Below are 25,813 nucleotides of genomic sequence, written 5' to 3' on the forward strand. Positions count from 1 at the left end.
TCTAATTATGAATTGCTACAAAATTGCACATACATGCCTGATACTTTGTTTCATTTTGTTTTCTGTTCAAAATGCAAAAGCACAAAAAGTAGATACCGATAGTCTTTTGACTGTGATAATCAAAGATATGCAAACCAAGCATCCTAATTATAAACTCAACATTGAAAGAGCTTTATTAGGAAAAAAAACTGCACCAGATTATCTTGATTTTCATTTGGCTTTAGGGCGCAATTATGATTTTGTAAATGTAAAAGATAGCGCCAGATATTATTATAATTACGTAATTGATAAAAACCCAAAATATCAGGAAGCTTTTATTTACTTAATCAATTTAGATATTGAAGAAAAAAAATATGACGATGGTGTTGCCGTTGCAAATAAAGCAATAGAATTATATCCTGACGAAAAAGCATTTCGTCTCAAAAGAATTGAATTTTACTCTTTGCAGAATGACACTGAAAATGAAGCCAAATATTTAAAATCAATCCGAGCAAAATTTCCAAATGATCCCGATATTGAACAACGACTTTTTGAATTATATTCTTTAATCAACATGGACCGTGTGGGCGCTTATTATAATTATACTACAATTAATCGTGATGGAGTTGGGCCTTGGCATTTAGGAAGCGTCGATTATTTAAGACAGCGATCTTGGGGAAGCCTAATTGGAAAAGTGAGTTATGCTAACAGGCTTGCGGCGAATTCAGTTATGACAAGCGGTCTGCAGTTTGAAGTAGAATCTTATCTTTTTGCAAAAAAGAAAAATTATTCATACATTGATGTCGCTTATAGTCAAGATGATGCGTTTCCAAAATTAAGGTTAGGCTATTCCTTTTTTCATAATTTCAGCAAAGGTTGGGAAGCTGATTTGGGAGTTCGCTACATTTTGATGAATGACGACAGCGACGTAAAAACGTTAAATATTGGAATCGGAAAATATTTTGGCTCCTATTGGGTTAATTTAAGATCGTATATACAAAGCGAAGGTCCTTCTTTTACATTGACTTCGCGATATTATTACAAAACAAAATTTGATTACGTCACACTAATTGCTGGTTACGGAACTTCCCCAGACGACAAAACAAGATCAGCAGATTATGAAAGCAGATTGTCTTTAAGATCATACCGTTTAAGTGCTGGATTTTTTAAATTAATAAAAAGCCATTATATAGCCGGGTTTATGATTACTGACAACGAACAGGAATATACTGCAAATAAATTTCAAACCGAACTTGATTTTGCCTTTGTACTGCAATATAAATTTTAAATAATTATGAAAAAGAAGCCTTACTTCAACTTGCTGCTCCTCTTTTTTTTCCTATTTAACCTAACTGTAATGGCTCAATCTGAAATTATTATAACCCACAAAAACAGCATTATTTCTAAATCTGATGAAAGTCGGGACGCTGCTTTGATTCTGAAAAAATACGTCGATAAAGCTTTTGGAAAACAATTTGAAAACATTACTCAAAATAAAAGTGATGATGCATCTGAAATAATTCTTCAAATTTCTGATGATAAAAAATTAAAACCAACTGAGTTTCTAATCAAAAGTGACTCAAAATCTATTTATTTGGTTGCCCAAAATTCAAAATATCTACGATATGCAGTTTATACTTTATTGGAAATATGGGAATTTCGAAAATTTACTGCCACAGAAACTTATATTCCTAAAGTAACCGAGTTTTCATTTCCTAAAAATAGCACCAAACGTTATCAACCCGCCTTCGATTATCGCGCATTATTTTTCCCAGATTGTTATGACGAAGCTTTTCGGGATTGGCACAAACTAGATTGGCATATTGATGATTTTGGCATTTGGGGACATTCATTCAATGTTCTTGTGCCACCAAAAGAATATTTTAAAAGCAATCCGAAACTTTTTGCTTTATATGAAGGAAAACGAAACGGAGAATCTTTGTGCATGACAAATGATACCGTTATCGATTTAGTCGAGAAAAAAATGACCAAAATTATCGCTGAAAAGCCCGATGCCCAATTTTATTCGGTAAGCCAAAATGATGATGTTGTATACTGCGAATGCACAGAATGCCGAAAATTAAATGAGAAATTTGGCGGTCCTCAAGGTTCTTTTTATTATTTCTTGAATAAAATTGCTGCTCATTTTCCAAAAACAAAAATTACGACACTAGCGTATCTGCACACGTTTAAACCACCTGTCAATTTAAAAATAGCTCCCAATATTTACACTATTTTATGTCCAATTGAATTGAATCGCGGAAAACCTATTTCAGCTCAAACCGCGTCTTCATTCACTAAAATATTAGAAAATTGGAGTAAAACTTCTCCACATTTATTCCTTTGGGATTATACCGTTCAATTTTCGAATTACATGTCGCCTTTTCCAAATTTTGAACCTTTTCAAAGCAATTATAAGCTTTTTGAAAAAAACAAAGTCAAAGGCTTGTTTGTTCAAGGTTATGCCGATGTTCCCGGAGATTTTTCTGAATTACGCCAATATCTTTTAGCAAAACTGCTTTGGGATACTAACATTGACATCAAAGCGGTGACAGCTGATTTTTTAAGAGGTTTTTACGGAAAAGCGGCGCCTCATGTAAGCGATTATTTGAATCTTTTGATCGAAAACCAAAATAAAAGCAATGCTTATTTAGATATTTATTCGGGTCCGGTTCAAGCCCGAAATACATTTTTGAGACCCGAAGCAATGGATCAATATGACAAATTGCTTGAACTGGCATCTGACGCTGTCGCCAATGATAATACACTAAAAGCAAGAGTTTTAAAACTGCGATTGGCATTAGAATTTGTCTACTTTGAACAATCTAAATTTTACGGGAAAAACCAACACGGAATGTTTATCGTAAATGATAAAGGAGATAAAGGAGATAAAGGAGAAAAACAAGTAAAAGATAAACTGACGGAAAGAGTTCAAAATTTTAGCAAATCCTGCAATGATTTTGGAATTTACGAATTGAGTGAAGACGGTCTTTCGCCAGACAAATATTATCAAGAATGGCTAAAAATATGTGAAAATGCTATAACACACTTGGGTGAAGATTTAAAAGTCAATTTTATAACACCACCTTCGGATGAATTTAAAGGAAAAGGAAGTTATGGCCTTGTAGATGGAAATCGGGGTTACAAAGATTTCAATATCAACTGGATTGGCTGGTATGGCACGAATCCTTCTTTTGAAATTGAAACCAAAAAATTAAACTTCAATACCTTAAAATTAAATTTTCTGGAAGATCAAAGGCATTGGATTTTTCCACCAAAAAAAATACAAATCTATGGTTTTAAAGATCAGAAATGGAAGCTCATCGAAGAGAAAATTTATGATAATTTAACAGAAGACTATGAAATTACAACAAAATCATGGGAATTTAAATCCCTGACCTTTAATACTTTTGCCAAAATAAAAATACTCGTAGAGAACCAAATCAAATTACCCGAATGGAGAATTCGGAAAAATAAAAAGCCAATGGTAATGATCGATGAAATCGAACTGTATAAAAAATAAAAGCCAAGTTTAAAGAAGATGAATAGCAGCGAAAAAAAAATCATGATCATCGAAAATGATGAGATGGCAATTGAAATTCTAAAATTCATTTTAAAAAAAGAAGGTTACAAAATAAGCATCGCCAAAGATGGAATGAATGCCTTAGAGCGCATTCCAGTTATTTTGCCCGATCTGGTTATTACAACAATTATTATTCCGCTTAAATCCGGACTAGAAATCATTAGTTATATCAAGAAAAACTTCAAAGATATTCGCGTTATTGCGCTCTCATCACTTGGCGAAGAGGAAAATACGGTCGAAGAAGCTTTTGAATTAGGTGTTGACGATTTTATTGCAAAACCATTTAATCCAAACGAACTTTTATTGCGAATAAAGCGATTATTATAGCTTTTTTAAGTCGGTTTTTAGGAAATACGAAAGCTTTAAACTATCGTAATTTTTAACAGATGCCGATTTTTCAGCTATTTATAGCTATATTTGCGCAAAATTTAATGCAAATGAGCACTTTCGAAAAATTCAATCTCCCAAAATCATTACAAAAAGCTGTTGACGAATTAGGTTTTGTTACGCCTACTCCTATTCAGGAAAAATCTTTTTCTGTAATCATGTCTGGGCGTGATATGATGGGAATTGCACAAACCGGAACTGGTAAAACATTTGCTTATTTATTGCCTCTTTTAAAGCTTTATAAATTTACGCATACCAATACCCCAAAAATCGTAATCCTAGTTCCAACGCGTGAATTAGTGGTTCAGGTTGTCGAAGAAGTAGAAAAACTGACTACTTATATGTCGGTTAAAACTTTGGGGATTTACGGAGGTGTAAACATCAATACACAAAAAAAAGCCGTTTACGAAGGTGTTGACATTTTAGTTGGAACGCCAGGTCGTACAATGGATTTAGCGCTTGATGCGGTTGTTCGTTTTGACGAAACTCAAAAACTGGTTATCGATGAGTTTGACGAAATGTTGAATTTAGGTTTCAGACCTCAATTGACTGCACTTTTTGCAATGATGAAAACCAAGCGTCAAAACATTTTGTTCTCAGCAACAATGACTGATGAAGTGGATGATCTTTTAAATGATTATTTCGATTTTCCTGAAGAGGTGACATTGGCGCCATCTGGAACGCCGCTTGAAAAAATTACACAACTTACTTATAACGTTCCGAATTTCAATACGAAAGTAAATCTATTAAAACATTTACTGGAAACCGACGAAAGCATGAGTCGTATTTTGGTTTTCGTAAACAACAAAAAGATTTCGGACATGCTTTTCAATCGTATTGACGAACTTTTTGAAGGGCAATTTGGTGTTATTCACTCTAATAAATCTCAAAATTACCGTTTGAGCACAATGGCTGAATTCCAAGAAGGAAATCTTCGTGGATTAATCACTACAGACGTTATGGCGAGAGGTTTGGATATTTCGAATATTACACACGTAATCAACTTCGAACTTCCAGAAGAACCAGAATTGTACATGCACAGAATTGGTCGTACAGGTCGTGCAGATGCAACAGGAACGGCAATCAGTTTTGTTACTCCAAGAGAAGAAGAATTCAAAATAGAAACGGAACTTTTGATGGATCAAGAACTTGACATTGTTGATTTCCCTGAAGAAGTTGAAATTTCAGAAAAATTGATCGAAGCTGAAAAAGACAAATTACCAAGAAAGTTTTTAATGAAAAAACCAAAACTTGAAGGTGACGGTGCTTTTCACGAAAAATCAAAAAAGAACCAAAAAGTTAATCTTGGAGGACCTTCAAAAACCAAAAAGAAAACGCATGGTTCTGTCAATCGAAATATGTTGAAGACAAGAAACGAAAAGAAGAAGAAAAAAAAATAAATCTCTTTTAGTTACAAAGGTTCAAAGTAACAAAGCGACAAAGCAATAACAAAGGCTCAAAAGTACAGATTTAAACCTCTGTACCTTTGAGCCTTTGTTACTTTGTCTCTAAAAGTTATTTACTTCGTAAAAACCAGTCCAACTGGCGAACACAATTCGATTTTTTTGCCTGTATCAGTTAGTTTTCCCGTTGTTTTGTCTCTTTTAAAAATAATAATGTCATTCGTGTATTGGTGTCCAACCAAAAGATAATTTCCTGATGGGTCAATTGCGAAATCTCTCGGACCTTTTCCTAACGTGCTTTGTTGTTCAACCAGTTCTATTTTTCCATTTTTTATAATTTTAAAAACTGAAATTGCATTAACATCTCCGCGGTCAGTTGCATAAAGGAAATTTCCGTCAGGTGAGATTTTTATTGCCGCTGAGCCTGTCGCGCCTTTAAAATCTTTTGGTAGAATACTTGTTTCTGCAATCACTTTCAAGTTTCCAGTTTTGTCATAACTAAAAGTTGTCAAAGTAGCATCCAACTCTTGAATTAAATACACAAATTTACCGTCTTTGCTGAAAGTCAAATGTCTTGGTCCGCTTCCTGCTTTTACGTCAACAGTTCCTTTTAAAGTCAGCATTTCGTTTTTAGAAGCTGGATTGTATTTATAAATAAACACTTTATCCAAACCTAAATCATTAGACAAAACAAACTTTTTATCTGGCGAAAAAACAACTTGATGCACATGCGCTTTCTCTTGGCGCGCCACATTCGGGCCTTTTCCTTCATGTTGGATTAATTGCTGTACTGGCGTAATACTTCCGTTTGGATTTTTCTTGAAAACAACAATACTCCCACCAGAATAATTAGCTACAATTACATTTTTATCATCATTGATCAAATGACAAGGATCTGCTCCTAAAGCATCATTTGTATTCAAAAATTTTACTTTTCCAGAAGTCGCATCAAAACCAAATGCGCTCACAGCACTTTGAGTCCCATTTTCATTCACCACATACACAAATTTATTATTTGGCGAAACTGATAAATAACTCGGACTTATTACATTTTCAGAAGAATTTTTAAGCTTGAAATCACCCGACGCAGCGTTGAATTCGTAAACATAAATCCCGTTGCTTTGGCATTTATTGGTATAAGTTCCAACTAATAAATTGAATTTACTTTGAGCTTTTGCCGTTGTTAGTGCTAAAGCTGAAAATAAAACTAAATATATTCTTTTCATAATTTGTTTTTTAGAATAGGCTAAAATACGCATTAATATCTTTTTTGAATAGCTTCTTTGTTACAAAAGAAATTACAAAAGTTACATTTTTTACTGTTTTTTTCAACCATATAAGTTCATGTAAGTTATATAAGTCGCTTCTCTAATGGCTAATGGCAAATTGTTAAATGTCAATTATTCACTTTTACTTATAATCTCTTACATGAACTTATATGGTTCAAATAAATTTTAAATTTGTATTTTTGACTGCATCTTCGCGAAAAATAAAACGTAGCGAAGTAAATCGAAGCCAGAATGCATTTTAAACATCCCGAAATTCTATACTTTCTGTTTTTGTTGATTGTTCCAATTTTGGTTCATTTATTTCAATTACGACGTTTTAAGACTTCATATTTTACCAATGTTCGTTTCCTGAAAGAACTTGCCATTCAAACCCGAAAAAGTTCAAAAATCAAAAAACGACTATTGCTTGCCACTCGTTTATTATTACTGACGTGCGCAATTATTGCTTTTGCACAACCCTTTTTTGAAGCCAAAGACAGCAAAAATGCTTCAAACGAAATGTACATTGTTTTAGACAATTCATTCAGCATGCAAGCAAAAGGGAAAAAAGGGGAATTATTGAAACGTGCAGTTCAGGAATTATTAGAAAACACTCCAGAAAACACTCAGTTTTCGCTTTTGACAAATACCGAAAACTATTGGAATACCGACATCAAATCGTCTAAAAGCGCACTTCAAAATTTAAATTACAGCGCTTCGCCATTTGAGCTTACTTCGATTATTGCCAAAATTAAAGCACATAAATCGGCACATAAAAAAGACATTGTTATTATTACAGATGCTGTAGGCCTAAAGGAAAAAGATGTCAAAAATATCGATTTTGAAGAAAAACCATATTTCATCGTTCCAGAAGCAGAGCAAAAAAACAACATTTCAATCGACAGCGTTTACATCAATCAAACTTTAGAAAATTTCTATGAAATTGGCGTAAGCTTATCCGCTTATGGAGATGATTTCAGTCCAATTTCGACTGCTTTGTACAATCAAAACAAATTGATTGCCAAAACAATCATCAACTTTGACACCAAGAAAAAGAAAATCAACTTTACAATTCCAAAAGAGGCTTTTCATGGTTACATTTCGATTGAAGACAACGGATTGACTTATGACAATAAATTGTATTTCAGTATTTCGAAAAATAAAAAGACAAATGTAATTAGCATTGGCGAGCCAGAAAAAAGCAATTTCTTGTCGCGCATTTATACTTCTGCGGAATTTAATTATAATAATTATCCAATCAGCTCTTTGGATTATAATAGTTTAGAAAAACAAAATACCATTATTCTGAATGAATTAGTTGAGATTCCGCAAGCATTACAAACAACATTGAAAACTTTTGTTTCAAAAGGCGGAAATTTGGTTATAATTCCTTCTGAAAAAACGTCAATTGCTAATTTCAACACTTTCTTAGGGAACTTTGGAAAAATTCAATTTAATTATCTGAAAACAGAAAGCAAGTTAATTACCAAAATCAACTTCGATCATCCATTGTTTTCGGGTGTTTTTGAAAACAAAATCACGAATTTTCAATATCCAAAAACAAATTCATCTTTTGCCGTTTCAAGTCCATATCCAGCTGTTTTATCATATGAAGATCAAAGTGCTTTTGTGACTGCAATTCAAAATTCAGTTTCTGGAGTTACATTATTTTCAGCACCAATCAACAGCGTAAATTCTAATTTTCAACAATCGCCTTTAATTGTTCCTTTGTTTTATAAAATTGCAACAAACAATCAAAAATCGGGAGTTAATGCGTTGACCATTGGAAACAATCAGCCTTATTTTGTCGATGTTTTATTGACGAAAGATGCCATTTTAGAAGTAAAAGGAACTGAAGATTCGTTTATTCCGATTCAACAGATTTTAAATAATAAAGTCAAATTAACGTTTAATGATTTTCCTGAAACAGCCGGAAATTATAGCATTTTTGACAAAAAAGAATGGGTTGAAAACTTAAGCTTCAATTACAAAAGAACCGAAAGCGATTTGAGTCAAGTAAACACAAATGTAGTTTCTGATTTTAAAACTGCTGATACGATTTCGACCATTTTTAACACATTACAAACTGAACGAACTGACAGCCAAATTTGGAAATGGTTTGTTATCTTTGCACTGTTATTTTTAGCATTAGAAATGGCAATTATAAAATTTGTAAAATAGGTTTTGCGTTTATTCCTAAAACGTCTTACTTTTTACAAAAATCATTTTACGACAAAAAAATTCTACATATGAAACTAATCATCAAAAGCGCCAAAATTATCGACTCAAAAAGTCCGTTTCACAATCAGACCGTTGATCTTTTAATTGCAGATGGTGTAATAGAAAAAATAGGCGTTTCTCTTCCAAACGATAATGCAGAAGTAGTTCGATTTGATAATCTTCATGTTTCTCAAGGTTGGTTTGACAGTAGCGTTTCGCTGGGCGAGCCAGGTTACGAAGACAGAGAAACCATTGCAAACGGATTGAATGTTGCAGCAAAAAGCGGTTTTACAGCAATTGCACTACAACCAAATTCACTGCCAATTATTGACAATCAATCACAGGTAAATTTTGTAAAAAATAAAGCAAATGGCTTTGCTACAGAGATTTTCCCAATTGGTGCTTTAACAAAAGCGAGTGAAGGAAAAGATATGGCAGAACTTTTTGATATGAAAAATTCGGGAGCGATAGCTTTTGGAGATTATAACAAAAGCATCGACAATGCTAATATCCTGAAAATCGCTTTACAATATGTTCAGGATTTCGACGGATTAGTAATCGCTTATTCGCAAGATCCAAACATTAAAGGCAATGGTGTTGCAAATGAAGGAATTGTGTCTACAAGATTAGGCTTAAAAGGAATTCCGAATTTAGCCGAAGAACTTCAAATTTCTAGAAACTTATTTTTATTAGAATATACAGGCGGAAAACTTCATATTCCGACAATCTCAACAGCAAAATCAGTTCAATTGATTCGAGAAGCTAAAGCAAAAGGCTTAAACGTGACTTGTAGTGCATCAGTACATCATTTGGTTTTAACCGATGAAAAATTAGACGGATTCGATACTCGTTTTAAAGTGACGCCTCCATTAAGAACGGAAGTTGATAGACAAGCTTTGCTTAACGGAATCGCTGACGGCACAATCGATATGATCACTTCTGATCACAACCCAATTGATATCGAATTCAAAAAAATGGAATTTGATACGGCTAAAAATGGAACTATCGGCTTAGAAAGTGCTTTTGGAGCTTTATTAACAGTTTTACCAGTAGAAACTATTGTAGCAAAATTAACGGCTGCAAGAAACGTTTTCGGTTTAAAAAACAATACAATTCAAGAAGGCGCAAAAGCTAATATTACTTTATTTACTACTGAAGGAAAATCAACTTTTGCAAAAGAAAACATTCTCTCAAAATCTAAAAATTCTGCTTTTTTAGGAACTGAAATCAAAGGTTCTGTGTACGGAATTTTAAATCAAAATCAATTAGTTACAAAATAATACAATGAATAACAATTCAATCGAAGAAGGAAAATCAATTGCAATTACCAGTTACATCTTAATTGTAGGCGTTTTAATTGCCATGTCAATGAATTCGGAAAACAAAAACAGTTTTGCTTCTTTTCATATTCGCCAAGCGGCGGGAATATCAACAACTTTTGTTTCTTTAGCATTAATCGTCAGCAATTTCGATAGTTTTTACATCACTTTTCCAATGTGGATTTGTATTTCTGTTTTATGGACATACGGAATTTTTAGTGCCATTCAAGGGCACACTAGACCAATGCCTTTAGTAGGCAATCTTTATCAAAAATTACTAAAAAACATTAGTTAATTTTTTAAATTCCAATTCTGAAATTCCAAATTCCAAACATGGAACTTGAAACTTAAAACTTGAAAAACAAAACTTACAATTCTTAATTAAAAAATGAATCTATCTTTAGAATATAAAATAAGAGAACCAAAAGTAATTTTAGACAAAAACCCATTATTGCTTTTATTACATGGATACGGGAGCAATGAAGAAGATTTATTCTCTTTTGCCTCTGAACTTCCTGACAATTATTACATCATTTCTGCGAGAGCGCCTTACGATTTACAATATGGAGCTTACGCATGGTACGCTATTAACTTTGACGCAGATCAAAATAAATTTTCGGACAATGAACAAGCTAAAACTTCAAGAGATAAAATCGCTTCTTTTATTGATGAATTAGTAGCAAATTATCCAATCGACGCTAACAATGTTACTTTAATTGGATTCAGTCAAGGATCAATTTTAAGTTATGCAACGGCACTTTCTTATCCAGAAAAAATTCAGCGAGTTGTTGCGATGAGCGGTTATTTTAATGAAGAAATTATCAAAGAGAGTTTCGAGCAGAATGATTTCAAAAATTTAAAAATATTTGCTTCTCACGGAACTGTCGATCAAGTGATTCCGATTGAATGGGCAAGAAAAACGCCTGCAATTTTAGAGAAATTGAATATTCCTGTAGTTTACAAAGAATATCCAGTTGGTCATGGCGTCTCACCACAAAATTTCTTTGATTTTAGAAATTGGCTTTTAAGCTAATCATCAATAACAGTTTACACCAAAACTTAATTCATGGCAACAGATTGGTATCGAAGAAAATCTTGGTCAAAAACAGATGAAAAAGAATTCTTTGCAAAACTTTCTCGCGCGAGAAAAAGTGGAAGAGCACAATATCTTAGAATCCAAGCCATAGAATTAGTTGAAACTAAAGAGCCAAATCTTTTAGAAGTCGCAAAAGAATTATTATACAAAGTTCTAAGTGAATATCCAGACGAAATTTCCGAAAAAGGCCCTGTTTTTCATGCTTTGGGAGAGATTTTCGAACTTGAAAATAATATTTTAAAAGCACTTGAATATCATAAAAATGCTGTTGATTTTGAGAAAACATTCCGATATGTAATTACTCCATCTTATTTAGATTATTCTGAAATTGTAGTTAAAAATCAATTCAAAGATTTATACCCAATAGCTGAAGAAATGTTAGAAAACAGAGCTTCAGGATTATTGTTTCCCATTGAAAAATATAAAGTATACTCTTTGCTTGCGATAATAAATGAGTATAATTCAAAAGTCGAAATTGCAAAAAAATATTCCGAATTAGCTAATGAGAATGCAAACGCAAAAACTTCTGGCTTAAGATATCATAAACACCTAGGGATAGTCGAAAAAAGAGATAGCTTACTAGATAAAATAACTAAATCATTTTTAAAATCTTAATTAAAATGGATACAAAACTTGATAATCCGGCATTAATTTTAATTGATATTCAGAAAGGCTTTCACGATATCGCATATTGGGGTGGAGACCGAAATAATGTTGATGCAGAACAAAAAGCTGGCGAGCTTTTAGAAATTTGGAGAGCTAAAAAACTTCCTGTTTTTCATGTTCAGCATTGCTCTTCAAATCCGAAATCGATTTTAGACGAAACAAATCCAGGAAATGAATTTCAAGATGTGGTAAAACCACTTGATGGAGAAACAATCATCAAAAAGAATGTCAACAGTGCTTTTATTGGAACGAATTTAAAAGAACTTCTAGACAATGCCAAAATCAAAAATCTTGTAATTGTAGGCTTAACTACAGATCATTGTGTTTCTACTACTACGAGAATGGCTGGGAATCTTGGTTACAACGTATATTTAATTTCTGACGCAACAGCAACTTTCAATAAAAAAGGTATAAATGGAGAAGAATTCTCCGCAGAAATTATCCACCAAACTGCTCTAGCAAGTTTAAACGAAGAATTTGCTCAAGTAGTAAATACTGCGTTTATAAAAGAGATTATTTAAAATATTAAGCACTTACAGTTTTCAATATAACTTTGTCAAAGTTTGAAACTTTGACAAAGTTTCTAAGACTCCAGCTTTGGAATTTGGATTTTTTATATTGGAATTTAAAGTTTTATTGCCCCGTATAAAGAATCTTTTCTCCTTTTTTCAAAACATAGCCTTTCCATGGAATTAACTGCCAATCACCGTTAACCCAAGAATCGCCTTCCGATTTTCTTTCTAAAATGATGGATTCTTTTTGTGTGTCTAGGAAAAGTTCAGCTTTATTTCCATCAAAAATTACATAAGACACTGTAGTGTACGTTTTTCCGTCATCATAATGCGTCAGTTTTGTTCCTTCAAATACACGAATGCATTCTTTTTTAAGTGTTGACCAAGTATAGCCTGTAGAAGCTTTACAGCCATGTGCATCAGCATCGGCGCCCACTATAGTTTCCTTTTTAGGTTTTTGGGGTTCTGCTGAATCTGTCTTCTCTGGTGATACTTTCTTTGCACACGAAAATGCAGTAACAATAATTGCAAACAAAATCATCTTTTTCATAATCCTAAATTTTAAAATTAGAGCAAAAAAAATAGGATTAAAAACCCTATTTTTGATACAACCAACTTTGATTTACTTCAAATGTAATATTATCATCGTTATCTACAAAATATTTTAACAAGACTTCTCCCCATAATTCGCCATTACTGTAATCTGCAATAATCCATCTGTGGTTTAAAATTTTTATTTTATTGATGATAAATTTCTTTCCATCAATCATATCTTGCCCTGTATATGGGTTTCCTTTTGGTCCAGCATTTAAGTCTAATAGCTTCTCTTTTACTACGGGAATCAATTTTTCGTATAAAATCACTTTTCCGCCAGAAGCACTATTGTCAAAATAATTTTGGGCATTTTCATTGTGTTCTAAAGAGAAATAATCAGCTTCAGCCAATTTATCGGTCACAAGATTAATGCTGTCTCTTAGTTTCTTAGTTGTTTTATCATATCGCTCCTTCTCAAATTTTACTTCACCGCTGTAAAACGTATAGGTAAAAACGTTCATTAATATTGCAAGAAGAAATAGATAAAGCATTAAGGATTTTTTCATTTTGTGGTATAATTAAATTGTAATTTCTAAATTATCGTAAGCCAAAAAAACATTTTCAGGAAGCGTTTTTTGCACTTCTTCATGAAAACCCAAAACATGGCTAATATGGGTTAAATAAGCTTTTTCAGGCTTTACGAGGTTAATAAAATCAAGTGCTTCCTGTAAATTGAAATGTGTATCATGAGGTTCAACTCGCAATGCATTTACAACCAAAACTTTTAGATTTTTCAGTTTTTCAACTTCTGCTTGTTCGATAGTTTTGACATCGGTCAAATAAGCGAAATCGTCAATTCGATAGCCAAAAACCTGTAAATCGCCATGCATTACATTAATAGGAATGGCTAATTTATCGCCAATTGCAAAAGGTTTGTCATTTACAACTTCGATTGTTTTAACACTTGGTGCGCCAGGATATTTATTTACCGTTTCAAAAACATACTCAAAACGGCGACGTAAATTATCGATCACACGCTGATGCGCATAAACCGGAATCTCGCCTTGCCTAAAATTAAACGGACGAATATCATCCAGACCAGCTGTATGATCTGCATGCTCATGTGTAAATAAAATTGCGTCGAGTTTTCGGCATCCACAGGAAAGCATTTGCTGTCTGAAATCAGGACCGCAATCTACAACATAGGAATGCTCATCCCACGAAATCCAAATGGATACGCGAAGCCTTTTATCCTTAGCATCAGTGCTTTTGCAAACGGGATGATCAACCCCAATAATCGGGATACCTTGAGAAGTACCTGTACCTAAAAAATAGACCTTCAATTGAACTTAATTTTTTTACAAAAATAGGATTATTTCTCTTTCATTAGAAGCCTAATTTACTAACTTTGTAACAAATCTATTTAAAACAAAATGGGTACAGAAATAAAACTCAAAGGTGACAAGGTCATCGAACAGATTCCTTCTATAAAAGACAAAGCGTTACGCATTAATTTAAACGAGAATATTTACGGAACATTTGCCGAAATTGGTGCTGGACAAGAGACCGTTAGGCATTTTTTCAGATCCGGAGGTTCATCGGGAACAATTGCAAAAGCGATGTCTGCCTATGATAAAGATTTTAGTGACGCCGTTTACGGTACAGAAGCTGATGGTCGTTATGTGACCGAAAACCGACTAAAAAAAATGTTGACGTTTGAAGGCGAATTGATCGAAGAACGTTTAAGTCGAGAAAAACACCCAAACAAACTTTTTTTCAGCTACGCCAATACAGTAGCAACGATAGATTTTGCCAAACAATTTAAAGGCCACGGCTGGGTTGGGATTCGATACCAAATTGAACCTGATGAAGCTTACAACGAAATCATACTTCACATTCGTTTTAAAGAAACTGATGCGCGTTTACAACAAGAAACACTTGGAGTTTTAGGTGTTAATTTAATTTATGGTGCATTTTACAAATACAATGACCCAAAACGTTTATTACGTTATTTATACGATCACTTAGATAAAGATCAGCTGGAAATTGATACCATCAACTTTTCAGGGCCTCGTTTTGCTGATGTTGACAACCGCTTAATGAGTTTGCAATTGGTTAAAAACGGAATGACAGATGCCGTAATGTTTAATCCTGAAGGGAAAAATGTGTTGCCTGCCGCTGTTTTATACAAGAAAAACCTTCTTGCGTTTAGAGGAAGTTTCCGTCCGGTAACGAACGTAAATCTTGACATGTATGAAAAATCATTAAAGATGTTCCTAAATGAAAGCAAGGTCGACAAAGACAATACATTAGTTGTTTTTGAAATTACGCTTTCGAATTTGCGTTCAGATGGTGAAATTGACGAACGTGATTTCATGGACAGAGCCGAACTGCTTTGCTCGCTAGGTCAAACTGTTATGATTTCGAATTTCCAAGAATATTATAAAGTTGTTGAATATTTCTCTAATTATACTAAAGCGAGAATGGGATTAGCAATGGGTGTAAATAACCTTGTTGATATTTTTGATGAGAAATACTACCGTCATTTGAGTGGAGGAATTCTAGAAGCTTTCGGAAAATTATTCTACCGAGATATGAAAGTTTTCTTGTACCCAATGTTAGGAGATAATGGCGAAATTATTACTTCAGACAACTTGAAAGTTCATCCTAGAATGAAAGAGCTTTATAAATTCTTTAAATTCAACGGAAAAGTCGTTGATATTAAAGATTACAATCCAAACATATTAAATGTATTCTCTCGCCAGGTATTGAAAATGATTGGTCAAGGAAAATCTGGATGGGAACCAATGCTTCCGTCTGGAGTTGCCGAAATCATTAAGGAACACCATCTTTTTGGATATCACCCGCAGAAAGAATTAGAACAAAATTCATAATATAAAAAAGTCCCAATAAATGGGACTTTTTTTTGTTTCAGGTTTTCTTGGTTTCATGTTTCAAGTTGCCTATTTGATGTTTAGCTTTACCGCAAAGCACGCTAAGTTTTTTTATGCTGCTTTTTATAAAAACGCAAAGTTCGCAAAGCTAAATCTAGATAAAGCTTTGCGAACTTTGCGTAATTTATGCAATTTATAAAACCTTAGCGTGCTTTGCGGTTAAATTATAGCCAAAGCTTGTAATAACATGAAACTTGAAACAAAAAACTTTATTTCAAAATCTGATCTGCATGTTCTTTTGTTTTTACTTTTTCGATTACTTCATCGATAATTCCTTTTTCGTTGATTACGAATGTAGTCCTATGTATTCCGTCGTATTCTCTTCCCATGAATTTCTTTGGTCCCCACACTCCAAAAGCATTAATTACTGATTTATCTTCATCAGCCAATAAAGGAAATGGCAATTCGTACTTTTCTTTGAATTTTATTTGTGCTTTTTGACTGTCGGCACTTACTCCGAGAAGCTCATAATTATTGGCTTGAAAACGATGAAAATTATCTCGTAAATCACATGCTTCGGCGGTACATCCTGGCGTACTTGCTTTTGGATAAAAGAAAACCACCAATTTTTTTCCGGCGTAATCTGCCAATTTATGCGATTTTCCATCTTGGTCTATTCCTGAAAAATTTGGTGCTTTGTCGCCTGCTTTTAATGTTGTCATCTTTATAATTGTTAATTATCAATTGTTAATTATTAATTTATGCCCCAGATTAAAGTGAAAACCCCGGAATTATTGCAATTTACATTTTTTGTTTTTAAAAAGCGACCAACGGAAGCTCTTTTAAATACTTAAAAATGTTATTGCAATAATGAGGAGTTGAAACGGAAAGCTGGATTAGGCACATCATTAAAATTATATTATTTTTACATCATTAAAAATACGGAAATGAATAAAGAAGCTCGCGTACAATTTGTTATCGACACCTTAAAAGAACTCTATCCTACTATACCTGTCCCGCTAGACCATAAAGACCCCTATACTTTATTAATTGCCGTATTGCTTTCAGCGCAATGTACCGACGTGCGTGTGAACCAAATTACGCCTTTATTGTTTGCAAAAGCGGATAATCCGTATGATATGGTAAAAATGTCGGTGGAGGAAATTAAGGAAATTATTCGTCCGTGCGGCTTATCGCCAATGAAGTCCAAGGGGATTCATGGATTATCTGAAATTTTGATAGAAAAGCATAATGGCGAAGTGCCTCAAAGCTTTGAAGCGCTTGAAGCTTTGCCTGCTGTTGGACACAAAACCGCAAGCGTTGTCATGTCTCAGGCTTTTGGCGTTCCTGCTTTTCCTGTTGATACTCACATTCACAGATTGATGTACCGTTGGAATCTTTCGAATGGAAAAAACGTTGCACAAACTGAAAAAGATGCTAAAAGATTATTTCCGAGAGGATTGTGGAACGATTTACACTTGCAAATTATTTGGTACGGACGTGAATATTCACCTGCAAGAGGATGGAGTTTAGAAAAAGACATCATCACAAGAACAATCGGCAAGAAATCGATTATTGAAGAAATGACCAAAATTTAAAAATAAAAAAGGCGCAAAGATTTAAAACCTTTGCGCCTTTGATTCTTTGAATCTTTGCACCTTAAAAATTACATCCCAGCTTTCAAAGCATTGTATTCGCTTGTCATATCTAGAGATCTATAAACTCCTAGAAGTGTTTTTGTTACATCTGGATTTTTCGGTTCTATTGTAAGTGCTTTTTTAAGATACGGAATTGCGCTTCTGGCAATATCATCTTTTCTTGCATTTAGTTTATCATACTGTTGCATTTCTTTTGGAGTAGTTCCTAAGTTTGCAATTTCGTCGGCTATTGCCTTTTTTTGTTGCAATTTTAAGTACGCAAGATTAATGTAAGCATCGATATAATTTGGATTCATTTCTAAAACATAATTATAGATCGCTTCTGCTTTAACATAATCTTTGTTCTCCATATAAGAATATGCTAAATTGTTATTTACGTCAATTCTTTTTGAAGGAACAGATTCTGTTCTTGGTTTCTCATAAAGTCCTTGATCAATAGCTGATTGCCTTGCTTTTGGAGAAAGGAACGCATCCTCTTCTTTTGTCTTTTTATTTGTAGCATAATAAATTACACCACTTCCTGAATAATTCTTTTTCTTCAGTTCTTCATAATATTTGATCGCTGCATTGTAGTCTTTAGCATTTATAGACGAAGAAGCCGCATTAAATAAATTAAGTGTGTCTTTTTTGTCAAACAAATATACCTTATAGCTTTTCTCAGCACTTTCTTTAAATTTTCCTGCTTTGAAATCGGCCATCGCACCGTTCACTAAATTCGACTTCATATCTTTTAAAGCCGCACTTGCCTTCACGGTATACTTAAATTTTCCCGACTCATTCTCAAACAAAAATACATCTTGATAAGCTTGTGACGCAAGACTGAAGTTGTTTGCTGCATCAATGTTTTTTCCGGCTAAATCTTTGTATACATTTCCTTTCAAAAAATAAAAATCAGATTTATCCTCATCCGGCGCGTTTATGATAAGATATTCGGTCTTGTTTAAAATTGTCAGGGCTTCTTGTGAATTACCTTTATCAAAAAGAGACTGCGCATCCTTAATTTGTGCTTTTTGGGCATACACCCCTACATTTATCAATATTATTGATAAAATCATAAATTTCATTTTCATTGTAGATCAAGTTTGATAGTTAAAATAGATTGGGTTCTTTTCTCAACAATTTTGCTGGTTTCCTAAAATTGGGCAAAACTGTATTTCTGACATCCTTCTGCACGGATTCAAAAATCATCAAACTGAAAAATTAGCGAGAGTAGTTTTTTATCATATTACTATTTTTTTGAGAATTAAACATTTTCATTTCGTCACTTTTTAAAAAATCAAATTTTAACAGTATTTACATTATAAACATCATTATTTATAATCATTTTCTGCAAAGAATATATTTTTTTATCTAAAATAGAATTAAAAAGTGAATACGCAATAAAATCCCGTTATTTTTTTATTAAAAAGTTAACATTTTTTTAAAGCAGCTAATATATCATAATTATTGTATGATAAAAAAAAGGCATAAAAAAAACTCACTGTCAGTATTTTAGATACAGATAGTGAGCTTTTAAACCAAAACGACCATTTGGTTTTTCATTAGCATTAAACTTCAGCAGGTGCCGATTGCTTAATTTGCTATAATATCAAAGTTTTTGTCATCTATTTTCACCACAGTCAATGCTTGTGAATAGCTGAGTAAAAAAGAAACGACTTCTTTTTTAGGTTTTAAATTTTTAGAAGCTAACGCTTTTTTAGAGTAAATTTTTGCCATACTATCGAAATGTTTATACATAGTATAACGGGTTAATACTCAAATTAGTATTAGCTGGTTAAAATAATTTGATGTTTTTCTATTATTTTTCTCAAATTCATTAATGCATAACGCATTCTTCCTAGTGCGGTATTGATGCTAACGTCTGTCAATTCTGAGATTTCCTTAAAACTCATATCTTGATACATACGCATTACCAAAACTTCTTTTTGATCGTCTGGAAGCTCTTCAATTAGTCTTTTTAGGTCAATTTCAACCTGATCCAAGATCATTTTGCCTTCAATAGTCAGAGAATCGTCAGACATTACAGAGAAGATTGAGAATTCTTCTGTTTCTCTATACATTGGCATTTTTTTAGTCTTGCGAAAATGATCTACAATCAAATTGTGTGATATACGCATTACCCAAGGCAAGAATTTACCTTCTTCATTATAAGAATTACTTTTTAAGGTTTTGATTACCTTAATAAAAGTATCTTGAAAAATATCGTTTGAAATATCTCTATCAGCGATCTTAGAATATATGAAACCATATATCTTAGATTCGTGCCTTTTAATTAATGTCGATAGCGCAACTTCATTGCCATCGATATAATTTTTCACTAACAGAGCGTCTGGAATGTGCAGATGAGCCATAATACTACTTTTTTAGTTTTTAATTTGGAGTAATTTTCTAAAAAGTAATTTTATTGTATAGGCTTCTCTTTTTTTAGTTATGTTAATTAAGTGACCAAATTTAACAAATTATTATTTTAAAAAGCAAATAAAACACAGAATAATTAACAATAAAAACTTAAAAAATAGACACATAAGTTAATTTTTACTGTAAAAGACCGTTAAATCAGCAATTCAAAGCTATTGATAAAAAGACATAAATTACTTACAATAAGGCAGTTAAAAGCAATTTATGTCTTTTTGAAACCAAAAAACTATTGATACACGCGCACGTAATCAACATAGTACTTTTGCGGAAAAATTTTATCATCAACTTCTGGACCGCCAAAGTTTCCTCCAACTGCTAAATTGACAATAATATAAAAAGGTTTGTCGAAAGGCCAAGTATCTTCGTTTTTTACAGGCGGATTAAATGTATATACTAATGTCTTGTCGACAAAAAAGTCCATTTTGTCTTTTGTCCATTCAATTGCAAATACATGATATCCTTCCTCAATATTAGGATATGGCGTTCTTTTGGTATTAATCGTATTTCCGTGGCTGTCTTGTGTATGCAGCGTTGTGTAAACCATTCCAGGATCGCGCCCTATATATTCAAGAATATCAATTTCGCCCGCTTTTGGCCAGTGAATTTGATCAATATTAGCGCCTAGCATCCAGAATGCAGGCCAAATCCCTTGACCTACTGGTAATTTTGCTCTCGCTTCTATTCGGCCGTATTTGAATTCTTTTTTTCCTTTAGTTGTTATTTTTGTCGAAGTGTATTTAGAACCTTCTTTTCTAGCTTCTATAACTAGATTTCCATCTTTAAATGCGTGATTTGTTTTAGTGTAAACCTGTCTTTCATTGTTTCCAAAACCACAAAGATTAGGACAGCCATCACCTATTTCAAAATTCCAATCTTTTTCATTCAACTCTTTATTATTGAAATTTTCTTCCCAAACGAGTTTCCTCTTTACTTCCTGCGCAAAACATGCACTGCTGATCAACAGCAACATAATTACCTTTTTCATACTTTCTTTTAAAAATTATAAAATTAAGAAGGCCAGCCGAAACTGACCTTCTCGCATTAAAATTACTAATTAATCAACCTATTGATACACTCTAACATAATCTATCTCGTAAGTAGCTTGTGTGAAAGCTGGATCAATATTACCGCCAAAATTACCTCCCATAGCAAAATTCAAAATCAAGAAAAAGTCTTTGTTGAAAGGCAAACTTGCGCTATTAGCAACTGAATGAATTAATGTATCATCCACATAAATTTTTACAGATTCAGGACTCCAAACTGTTTTATAAATATGGAAATCTGTGGAAACATTTGCAATTGTTTTAGAACCTGTATCGGCATTTCCACCCGAACGTCCAGGATAATGAAGCGTTCCATGAATTAAATCCTGGCTATTTCCAACATGCTCCATAATATCTAACTCTCCACAAGCCGGCCAAGCATTTGTTGCATAATTTGCTCCAAGCATCCAGATTGCCGGCCAAGTTCCTCCTCCCGTTGGAAGTTTGGCACGAACCTCAACTTTTCCATAAGTAAAGGCAAATTTACCTTCTGATTTTAATCGAGCAGATGAATAATCAGCTCCACCAGAAGCTTCTTTCTTAGCTGTAATTTTCAAATTACCTCCTTGTACAATTGAGTTTGTTGATGAATTGGTATAATTTTGTTTTTCATTATTACCCCATCCGTTATCTCCACGTCCTAGATCATAGCTCCATTTTGTAGCATCTGGTGCACCATCTGTGTTAAACTCATCTGACCAAACTAAATTAGTATAGTCTTTGTCCGGAGTGGTTGGATTTTGCGTTGGTTTCGTTGTCGTGAAAATATGATACCAAGCCAATGCCGCATTTCCTCCCATAACAGCTCTAACCACCATTCTGTTTGCTGTGATAGACAAGATTTCGTATGAACTCTGACCAATATAATACCCCATAAATCCACCATCTGAGAAATTCATCATCGTTCCTCTAGTTTGAGTTGCGTGATTTGGATTTTGCATTACCACAGATTCTGAAGGACTCAATGAAACTGATTTTTTTCCTGACGTATCGTAAGGCAAACAAGCATCAGAGCCTGAACTTCCTCCTCCTACGCTTTCGAAAGCTGCGTTAAAGAAAGTTGCGCCTCCATTGTTCAATTGGAATTTAAGTTGATCTCCCTCTAGTGAGAATGTCAATTCGTTTTCGTACAAACAGCTGCTTGTTGGCGAGCTTGCTTTTTCCCATGGCGCAGCGCTATAATAATTACCGTAGTAGTTTTTAGTCGCATCACCATCATTTTGCCCCACTCCTAAATGTCCTGCTTCTGACGCTGACCAATACCATTTTTTAGAAGTTCCTCCTGTCAAGAATTGTACAGCCTCATCATCACTGAAATCACTTTTAACTGTAACATCTGTTGTAGTTGTAGTGCTTACTCCACCTTTTCCTGACGCAATTACAGTTACCGTATAAGTATTTACTCCTGTTTTTGTAAAACGTTTTGTAATTACTCCGTTTGGCGCATTGTCAGATGTTCCGTCGCTGTAAACATATTTGTAGGATATTGCATCATCTGCTTTTGCAGTAAACTTTACTGTTCCTGAACCATCTCCATTTGGATCGGCAGTTGTTTTTCCAATAACCTCAGCCGTAACCTTAAGATTTGTTGGTGAGTCAATTGATCCGAAAGTAAAATCATCTTTCTGACAACCCATCATCAAGAGAATCGTAAATAAGGATACTATTTTTATAATTATTTTTTTGTTCATGATTTCTCGTTTTAATTGGATTGTTTAATGTCATCAAAGTAATAAGTAGCTCCGGTTCCTGTTTGTCCAAAATCTGGGAACAAAATTACTCTGTCGTATTTTATGCTAGAATCGAAACTCGCCGCGCTTGTCAGGTCAAAAGTTAAAATCTGCCAAGCATTTGCTACAGTTGTTGATGCATGCACTTCAAAGTTTACGCTTGGGTTTCCGTTTCCGTCTTTTGGTGATGTCGAAAGCTCCATTTTGTATAAAATATCAGCTCCAACTTTTGGCGACCAAACTGCTACTTTTACTTTAGTTCCTTTTGAGAAATCAGGCGAACTGTCAAGATTTAAACTCGCTCCAGCCCATGTTTCTGCTCCCGACTTTTTCTCCATTTTAACTACTTTATCAGAAACGTTTGCTCCTGTTTTATCTGGATTTGTAACCATCGAAGCAATTACATTTCCAAAGCCTCCCCAAGCATATGTTAAGTTTGCTGATTCGAAATCAATTGGCAATGCTACTGATTCTGCAGGTGCTTTGTAGAAATAAATATTATCAATAAACACAGTTCCGCCAGCCCAAGGTGTTCCAACAAATTTCAATTGGAAGATCTTATCCACTGTTAATCCTTGGCTTGTCCATGCCGAAATTGGAATATCAATACTTGTCCATTGATTTGCTGTAAGATCTTTTACAACTGGTTTTTCTGAAGGCCCAGTTTGAATCAATGAAGTTTCTATTTTCTGCAAATCAGCCGTCCAAACATCCATGTGTAGGTATTCCATTTTAGAAACATCAATTGTCACGTTGTCTGCCAATGCAATTCCTTGATAGCTTAATTTGATATAATTCAGCATTTTGTCTCCGTTCAAATCAAATTCTGCCCAACTACTACCTTGTCCTGCTTGACCCCAATCTGGGAAATAATTTGTTCCAGCCACATTCGTGTATTTAGAACCATAAATTGAAATCACATCGCCTGGCTGTCTGTTAGGAGGCGTTGGCGCAGATGCAGAAGGAGCTACAACCAATTTTGCTGTAACCTGAGTTGTATATTCAGTTGTTTTGATCGCAGCGCTTTTTGAAACTACACGAACGGTATAAACTCCTGCTTCTTTATAAGTATATGAAACTGATTCGCCGTTATTTGCTGAAATCGGATCTGGTTTTCCAGCTTCTCCAAAATAAACATCATAAAACAAAGCAAAATCTGCTGTTGCTTTTACGGTTACTTTTTTAGATACTGATAAATCGTTGGTGATTACAACTTCTAAGTTTTCAGGAGCTCTAAACGAAACTACAACATCGTGCGTAACTTCGGTCGTTTTTCCGTTTACGTTCATTGCTGTAATTTTAGACTTGTAAGTTCCTTCTTTATAAGTGTGTGTAATCGTTCCGCCAGAAGGAATATATGCTGACTCAGCTGTTCCATCTCCAAAACTGATTTTGTATTGTGTTGCACCTTCTCCAGTTGGAATAAAAGTTACTTTCCCTGTATTGTCTTGTGTCACTGTTGTCAATGCCGATACATTAGTTGGCGCCGCAACACTGTCTAAATCAACATCAAGAGCATCATCGTTTGCACAAGCAATCAGCATTGTCAAAACGAAAATATTTAGTATTAAATATATTTTTTTCATAATTGTATTTTTTAGTATCCAGGATTTTGTTGCCAGTTTCCGTTAGCAAATTGAATTTCTTCAATTGGAATTGGGAATAATTCATTCTTGTTTGCTGTAAAACCAGATATTTTGCCAACAGCTTTTCCAGTTCTTACCAAATCAAAGAAACGGTGTCCTTCACCAAAAAGCTCCACTCTTCTTTCTGCATAAATAAAATCAGTCAAAGCAGCTCCTGAAGCTGTAACATCATGATTATTATCGCCAAAAGCACGTCTTCTCACTTGGTTTAAATAGTCTTTTGCCTTAGTATCACTGATTCCGCCTCTGTTATTTGCTTCTGCCGCCATCAATAAAACATCAGCATAACGAATAGCTCTGTAATTGTTTGGATTTGTCAAATTCAAATCTCCTGCCGCAGCCGAGCTTCTTTTTCTCGGAATATACTTTCTGTTGAAATATCCTGTATCCTCGTTACCTTTTCCATAGCTTACTCCTTTTCCGCCGTCGTAATTAGAATTTGCAGCAGCAAAAGCAACAATATCTAGAATCGCAACATCTTTACGCTTATCACCAGCTTCAAAAGAATCAGCACCTTCTTTTGTTGGAACATTAAAACTAAATCCTGAAGAAAAAAGTGGCCCAGAATAGTTTCTCACACCGCTAAAACCAACGGCTACGTTTCCTTCACTACATTGAAGACATCCAAATCCTGCTCCTTCAACATCTGTATATTGCACTTCAAAAACAGATTCTGCTCCGTTTTCTCCATCCATTTCAAAAATTGAATTGTAATCTGTTACTAAAGAATATTTCCCTGAAGTAATTACGCTTTCTAATGCAGTTGCTGCTTGAGCGAATTTGTTTTCATATAAATAAGCTTTTCCAAGAAGTGCCAAAGCTGCACCTTTTGTAGCACGTCCTTTTTGAGAAGGAATTGGAGATAAATTAGCAGCCGCAAAAGTCAAATCGGCTTCAATCGAAGCGAAAACTTCTTCCTTACTTGAACGCGGTATTGTTTTTTCATCTCCAATTTTAAACCTAGCATCACCTTTCATTGGTATACCACCAAACCATTTTACTAACTCAAACTGATAGTATGCTCTTAAAAAACGTGCTTCGGCTATAACTTGATTTTTTTCTGGAAAATCAGTTTTGTCTTTAAATTCAAGAATATAATTTGCTCTTTGAACACCAGCAAACATCCAATTCCAGATATCTCTTAAATTGCTATTTACCGGAGTATGAATCATATCATCTATTTGTTGCCATCCAATAACATCCGTTGGGCTTTCACCTCCGCATAATGTATTATCTGAGGCAATTTCACCCAAAATAACATTTGCATATGAAGCCTGAAGCAAATCATAAGCAGCAATTAACGCTTGATCGTAATCGGCTTTTGAATTAAAATAGTTTTCAGAATCGATAGAATATTCTGGTGTAGGGTCAACATACTCGTCTGAACAAGAAATACATAAAGTCGAGAACAGAGTAAGCGTTATAACGGTTGTAAATAAATATTTTTTCATTTTAAT

24 protein-coding genes are annotated in these 25,813 nt (G+C 33.9%); 12 read left to right on the forward strand and 12 right to left on the reverse strand.

Annotated features, from left to right (window positions below):
- The first annotated feature begins 7 nt into the window (after positions 1-7).
- The 4 genes from AAYQ19_RS03080 to AAYQ19_RS03095 all read left to right on the forward strand — a co-directional run bounded on the left by AAYQ19_RS03080 (position 8) and on the right by AAYQ19_RS03095 (position 5,349).
- The gene (locus tag AAYQ19_RS03080) at positions 8-1,267 is read left to right on the forward strand and encodes a YaiO family outer membrane beta-barrel protein (RefSeq protein WP_343533718.1); all 1,260 of its coding nucleotides are present in this window, start codon (positions 8-10) and stop codon (positions 1,265-1,267) included.
- 69 nt (positions 1,268-1,336) lie between these two features.
- Positions 1,337-3,502 (forward strand): DUF4838 domain-containing protein, encoded by a 2,166-nt coding sequence (locus tag AAYQ19_RS03085; RefSeq protein WP_343533720.1) that lies wholly within the window; start codon positions 1,337-1,339, stop codon positions 3,500-3,502.
- Positions 3,503-3,520: 18 nt separating this feature from the next.
- Positions 3,521-3,889 carry a response regulator transcription factor gene (locus AAYQ19_RS03090; protein WP_343533722.1) on the forward strand — a complete coding sequence of 123 codons (369 nt, stop codon included), beginning with the start codon at positions 3,521-3,523 and terminating at the stop codon, positions 3,887-3,889.
- A 110-nt stretch (positions 3,890-3,999) separates the two neighbouring features.
- The gene (locus tag AAYQ19_RS03095; RefSeq protein WP_132990147.1) at positions 4,000-5,349 is read left to right on the forward strand and encodes a DEAD/DEAH box helicase; all 1,350 of its coding nucleotides are present in this window, start codon (positions 4,000-4,002) and stop codon (positions 5,347-5,349) included.
- A 119-nt stretch (positions 5,350-5,468) separates the two neighbouring features.
- Here the strand turns inward: AAYQ19_RS03095 and AAYQ19_RS03100 are convergent, their stop codons facing one another.
- Positions 5,469-6,578 (reverse strand): lactonase family protein, encoded by a 1,110-nt coding sequence (locus AAYQ19_RS03100; RefSeq protein WP_343533726.1) that lies wholly within the window; start codon positions 6,576-6,578, stop codon positions 5,469-5,471.
- Positions 6,579-6,872: 294 nt separating this feature from the next.
- On the opposite strand from AAYQ19_RS03100, the gene AAYQ19_RS03105 reads away from it, so the two are divergent.
- The 6 genes from AAYQ19_RS03105 to AAYQ19_RS03130 all read left to right on the forward strand — a co-directional run bounded on the left by AAYQ19_RS03105 (position 6,873) and on the right by AAYQ19_RS03130 (position 12,442).
- Positions 6,873-8,801 carry a BatA domain-containing protein gene (locus AAYQ19_RS03105; RefSeq protein ID WP_343533728.1) on the forward strand — a complete coding sequence of 643 codons (1,929 nt, stop codon included), beginning with the start codon at positions 6,873-6,875 and terminating at the stop codon, positions 8,799-8,801.
- 68 nt (positions 8,802-8,869) lie between these two features.
- Complete coding sequence (locus AAYQ19_RS03110) at positions 8,870-10,120, forward strand: dihydroorotase (RefSeq protein ID WP_343533730.1); 1,251 nt, start codon at positions 8,870-8,872, stop codon at positions 10,118-10,120.
- 4 nt (positions 10,121-10,124) lie between these two features.
- Positions 10,125-10,454, forward strand: coding sequence for a hypothetical protein (locus AAYQ19_RS03115; RefSeq protein WP_343533732.1), 330 nt, complete (start codon positions 10,125-10,127; stop codon positions 10,452-10,454).
- A 93-nt stretch (positions 10,455-10,547) separates the two neighbouring features.
- Positions 10,548-11,192, forward strand: a complete 645-nt coding sequence (locus AAYQ19_RS03120; RefSeq protein WP_343533733.1) for an alpha/beta hydrolase — start codon at positions 10,548-10,550, stop codon at positions 11,190-11,192.
- A 33-nt stretch (positions 11,193-11,225) separates the two neighbouring features.
- A complete protein-coding gene (locus tag AAYQ19_RS03125) occupies positions 11,226-11,870 on the forward strand; it encodes a hypothetical protein (RefSeq protein ID WP_343533735.1) in 645 nt (214 codons plus the stop codon).
- A 5-nt stretch (positions 11,871-11,875) separates the two neighbouring features.
- Complete coding sequence (locus AAYQ19_RS03130) at positions 11,876-12,442, forward strand: cysteine hydrolase family protein (protein ID WP_343533737.1); 567 nt, start codon at positions 11,876-11,878, stop codon at positions 12,440-12,442.
- Between the two features lie 112 nt (positions 12,443-12,554).
- Here the strand turns inward: AAYQ19_RS03130 and AAYQ19_RS03135 are convergent, their stop codons facing one another.
- Genes AAYQ19_RS03135 through AAYQ19_RS03145 form a run of 3 tightly spaced genes read right to left on the reverse strand, consistent with a single transcriptional unit; the run spans position 12,555 to position 14,310 of the window.
- Positions 12,555-12,983: a hypothetical protein gene (locus AAYQ19_RS03135; protein WP_343533739.1), complete on the reverse strand. Its 429-nt coding sequence runs from the start codon at positions 12,981-12,983 to the stop codon at positions 12,555-12,557.
- A 46-nt stretch (positions 12,984-13,029) separates the two neighbouring features.
- A complete protein-coding gene (locus AAYQ19_RS03140; protein ID WP_343533741.1) occupies positions 13,030-13,533 on the reverse strand; it encodes a hypothetical protein in 504 nt (167 codons plus the stop codon).
- A 12-nt stretch (positions 13,534-13,545) separates the two neighbouring features.
- Complete coding sequence (locus AAYQ19_RS03145; RefSeq protein ID WP_343533743.1) at positions 13,546-14,310, reverse strand: MBL fold metallo-hydrolase; 765 nt, start codon at positions 14,308-14,310, stop codon at positions 13,546-13,548.
- A 90-nt stretch (positions 14,311-14,400) separates the two neighbouring features.
- On the opposite strand from AAYQ19_RS03145, the gene AAYQ19_RS03150 reads away from it, so the two are divergent.
- Positions 14,401-15,861, forward strand: a complete 1,461-nt coding sequence (locus AAYQ19_RS03150; RefSeq protein WP_343533744.1) for a TonB-dependent receptor — start codon at positions 14,401-14,403, stop codon at positions 15,859-15,861.
- Between the two features lie 269 nt (positions 15,862-16,130).
- Here the strand turns inward: AAYQ19_RS03150 and bcp are convergent, their stop codons facing one another.
- Positions 16,131-16,583, reverse strand: a complete 453-nt coding sequence (bcp, locus tag AAYQ19_RS03155) for a thioredoxin-dependent thiol peroxidase (protein WP_343533746.1) — start codon at positions 16,581-16,583, stop codon at positions 16,131-16,133.
- 225 nt (positions 16,584-16,808) lie between these two features.
- On the opposite strand from bcp, the gene AAYQ19_RS03160 reads away from it, so the two are divergent.
- Positions 16,809-17,459 carry an endonuclease III domain-containing protein gene (locus tag AAYQ19_RS03160; RefSeq protein ID WP_343533748.1) on the forward strand — a complete coding sequence of 217 codons (651 nt, stop codon included), beginning with the start codon at positions 16,809-16,811 and terminating at the stop codon, positions 17,457-17,459.
- Positions 17,460-17,527: 68 nt separating this feature from the next.
- Here the strand turns inward: AAYQ19_RS03160 and AAYQ19_RS03165 are convergent, their stop codons facing one another.
- The 7 genes from AAYQ19_RS03165 to AAYQ19_RS03195 all read right to left on the reverse strand — a co-directional run bounded on the left by AAYQ19_RS03165 (position 17,528) and on the right by AAYQ19_RS03195 (position 25,807).
- Positions 17,528-18,574, reverse strand: coding sequence for a hypothetical protein (locus tag AAYQ19_RS03165; RefSeq protein ID WP_343533750.1), 1,047 nt, complete (start codon positions 18,572-18,574; stop codon positions 17,528-17,530).
- A gap of 517 nt (positions 18,575-19,091) precedes the next feature.
- Positions 19,092-19,235 carry a hypothetical protein gene (locus AAYQ19_RS03170; RefSeq protein WP_167330304.1) on the reverse strand — a complete coding sequence of 48 codons (144 nt, stop codon included), beginning with the start codon at positions 19,233-19,235 and terminating at the stop codon, positions 19,092-19,094.
- A gap of 50 nt (positions 19,236-19,285) precedes the next feature.
- The gene (locus AAYQ19_RS03175) at positions 19,286-19,870 is read right to left on the reverse strand and encodes an RNA polymerase sigma factor (protein ID WP_343533753.1); all 585 of its coding nucleotides are present in this window, start codon (positions 19,868-19,870) and stop codon (positions 19,286-19,288) included.
- Between the two features lie 293 nt (positions 19,871-20,163).
- Positions 20,164-20,922, reverse strand: coding sequence for a glycoside hydrolase family 16 protein (locus tag AAYQ19_RS03180; RefSeq protein ID WP_343533755.1), 759 nt, complete (start codon positions 20,920-20,922; stop codon positions 20,164-20,166).
- A gap of 78 nt (positions 20,923-21,000) precedes the next feature.
- Positions 21,001-22,671 (reverse strand): glycoside hydrolase family 16 protein, encoded by a 1,671-nt coding sequence (locus AAYQ19_RS03185; protein ID WP_343533757.1) that lies wholly within the window; start codon positions 22,669-22,671, stop codon positions 21,001-21,003.
- Positions 22,672-22,682: 11 nt separating this feature from the next.
- Positions 22,683-24,296, reverse strand: a complete 1,614-nt coding sequence (locus AAYQ19_RS03190) for a PKD domain-containing protein (protein ID WP_343533758.1) — start codon at positions 24,294-24,296, stop codon at positions 22,683-22,685.
- 11 nt (positions 24,297-24,307) lie between these two features.
- A complete protein-coding gene (locus AAYQ19_RS03195) occupies positions 24,308-25,807 on the reverse strand; it encodes a RagB/SusD family nutrient uptake outer membrane protein (RefSeq protein ID WP_343533759.1) in 1,500 nt (499 codons plus the stop codon).
- Between the last annotated feature and the right edge of the window lie 6 nt (positions 25,808-25,813).

Source organism: Flavobacterium mesophilum, assembly GCF_039581405.1.
In the GTDB taxonomy this organism is placed as follows: domain Bacteria; phylum Bacteroidota; class Bacteroidia; order Flavobacteriales; family Flavobacteriaceae; genus Flavobacterium.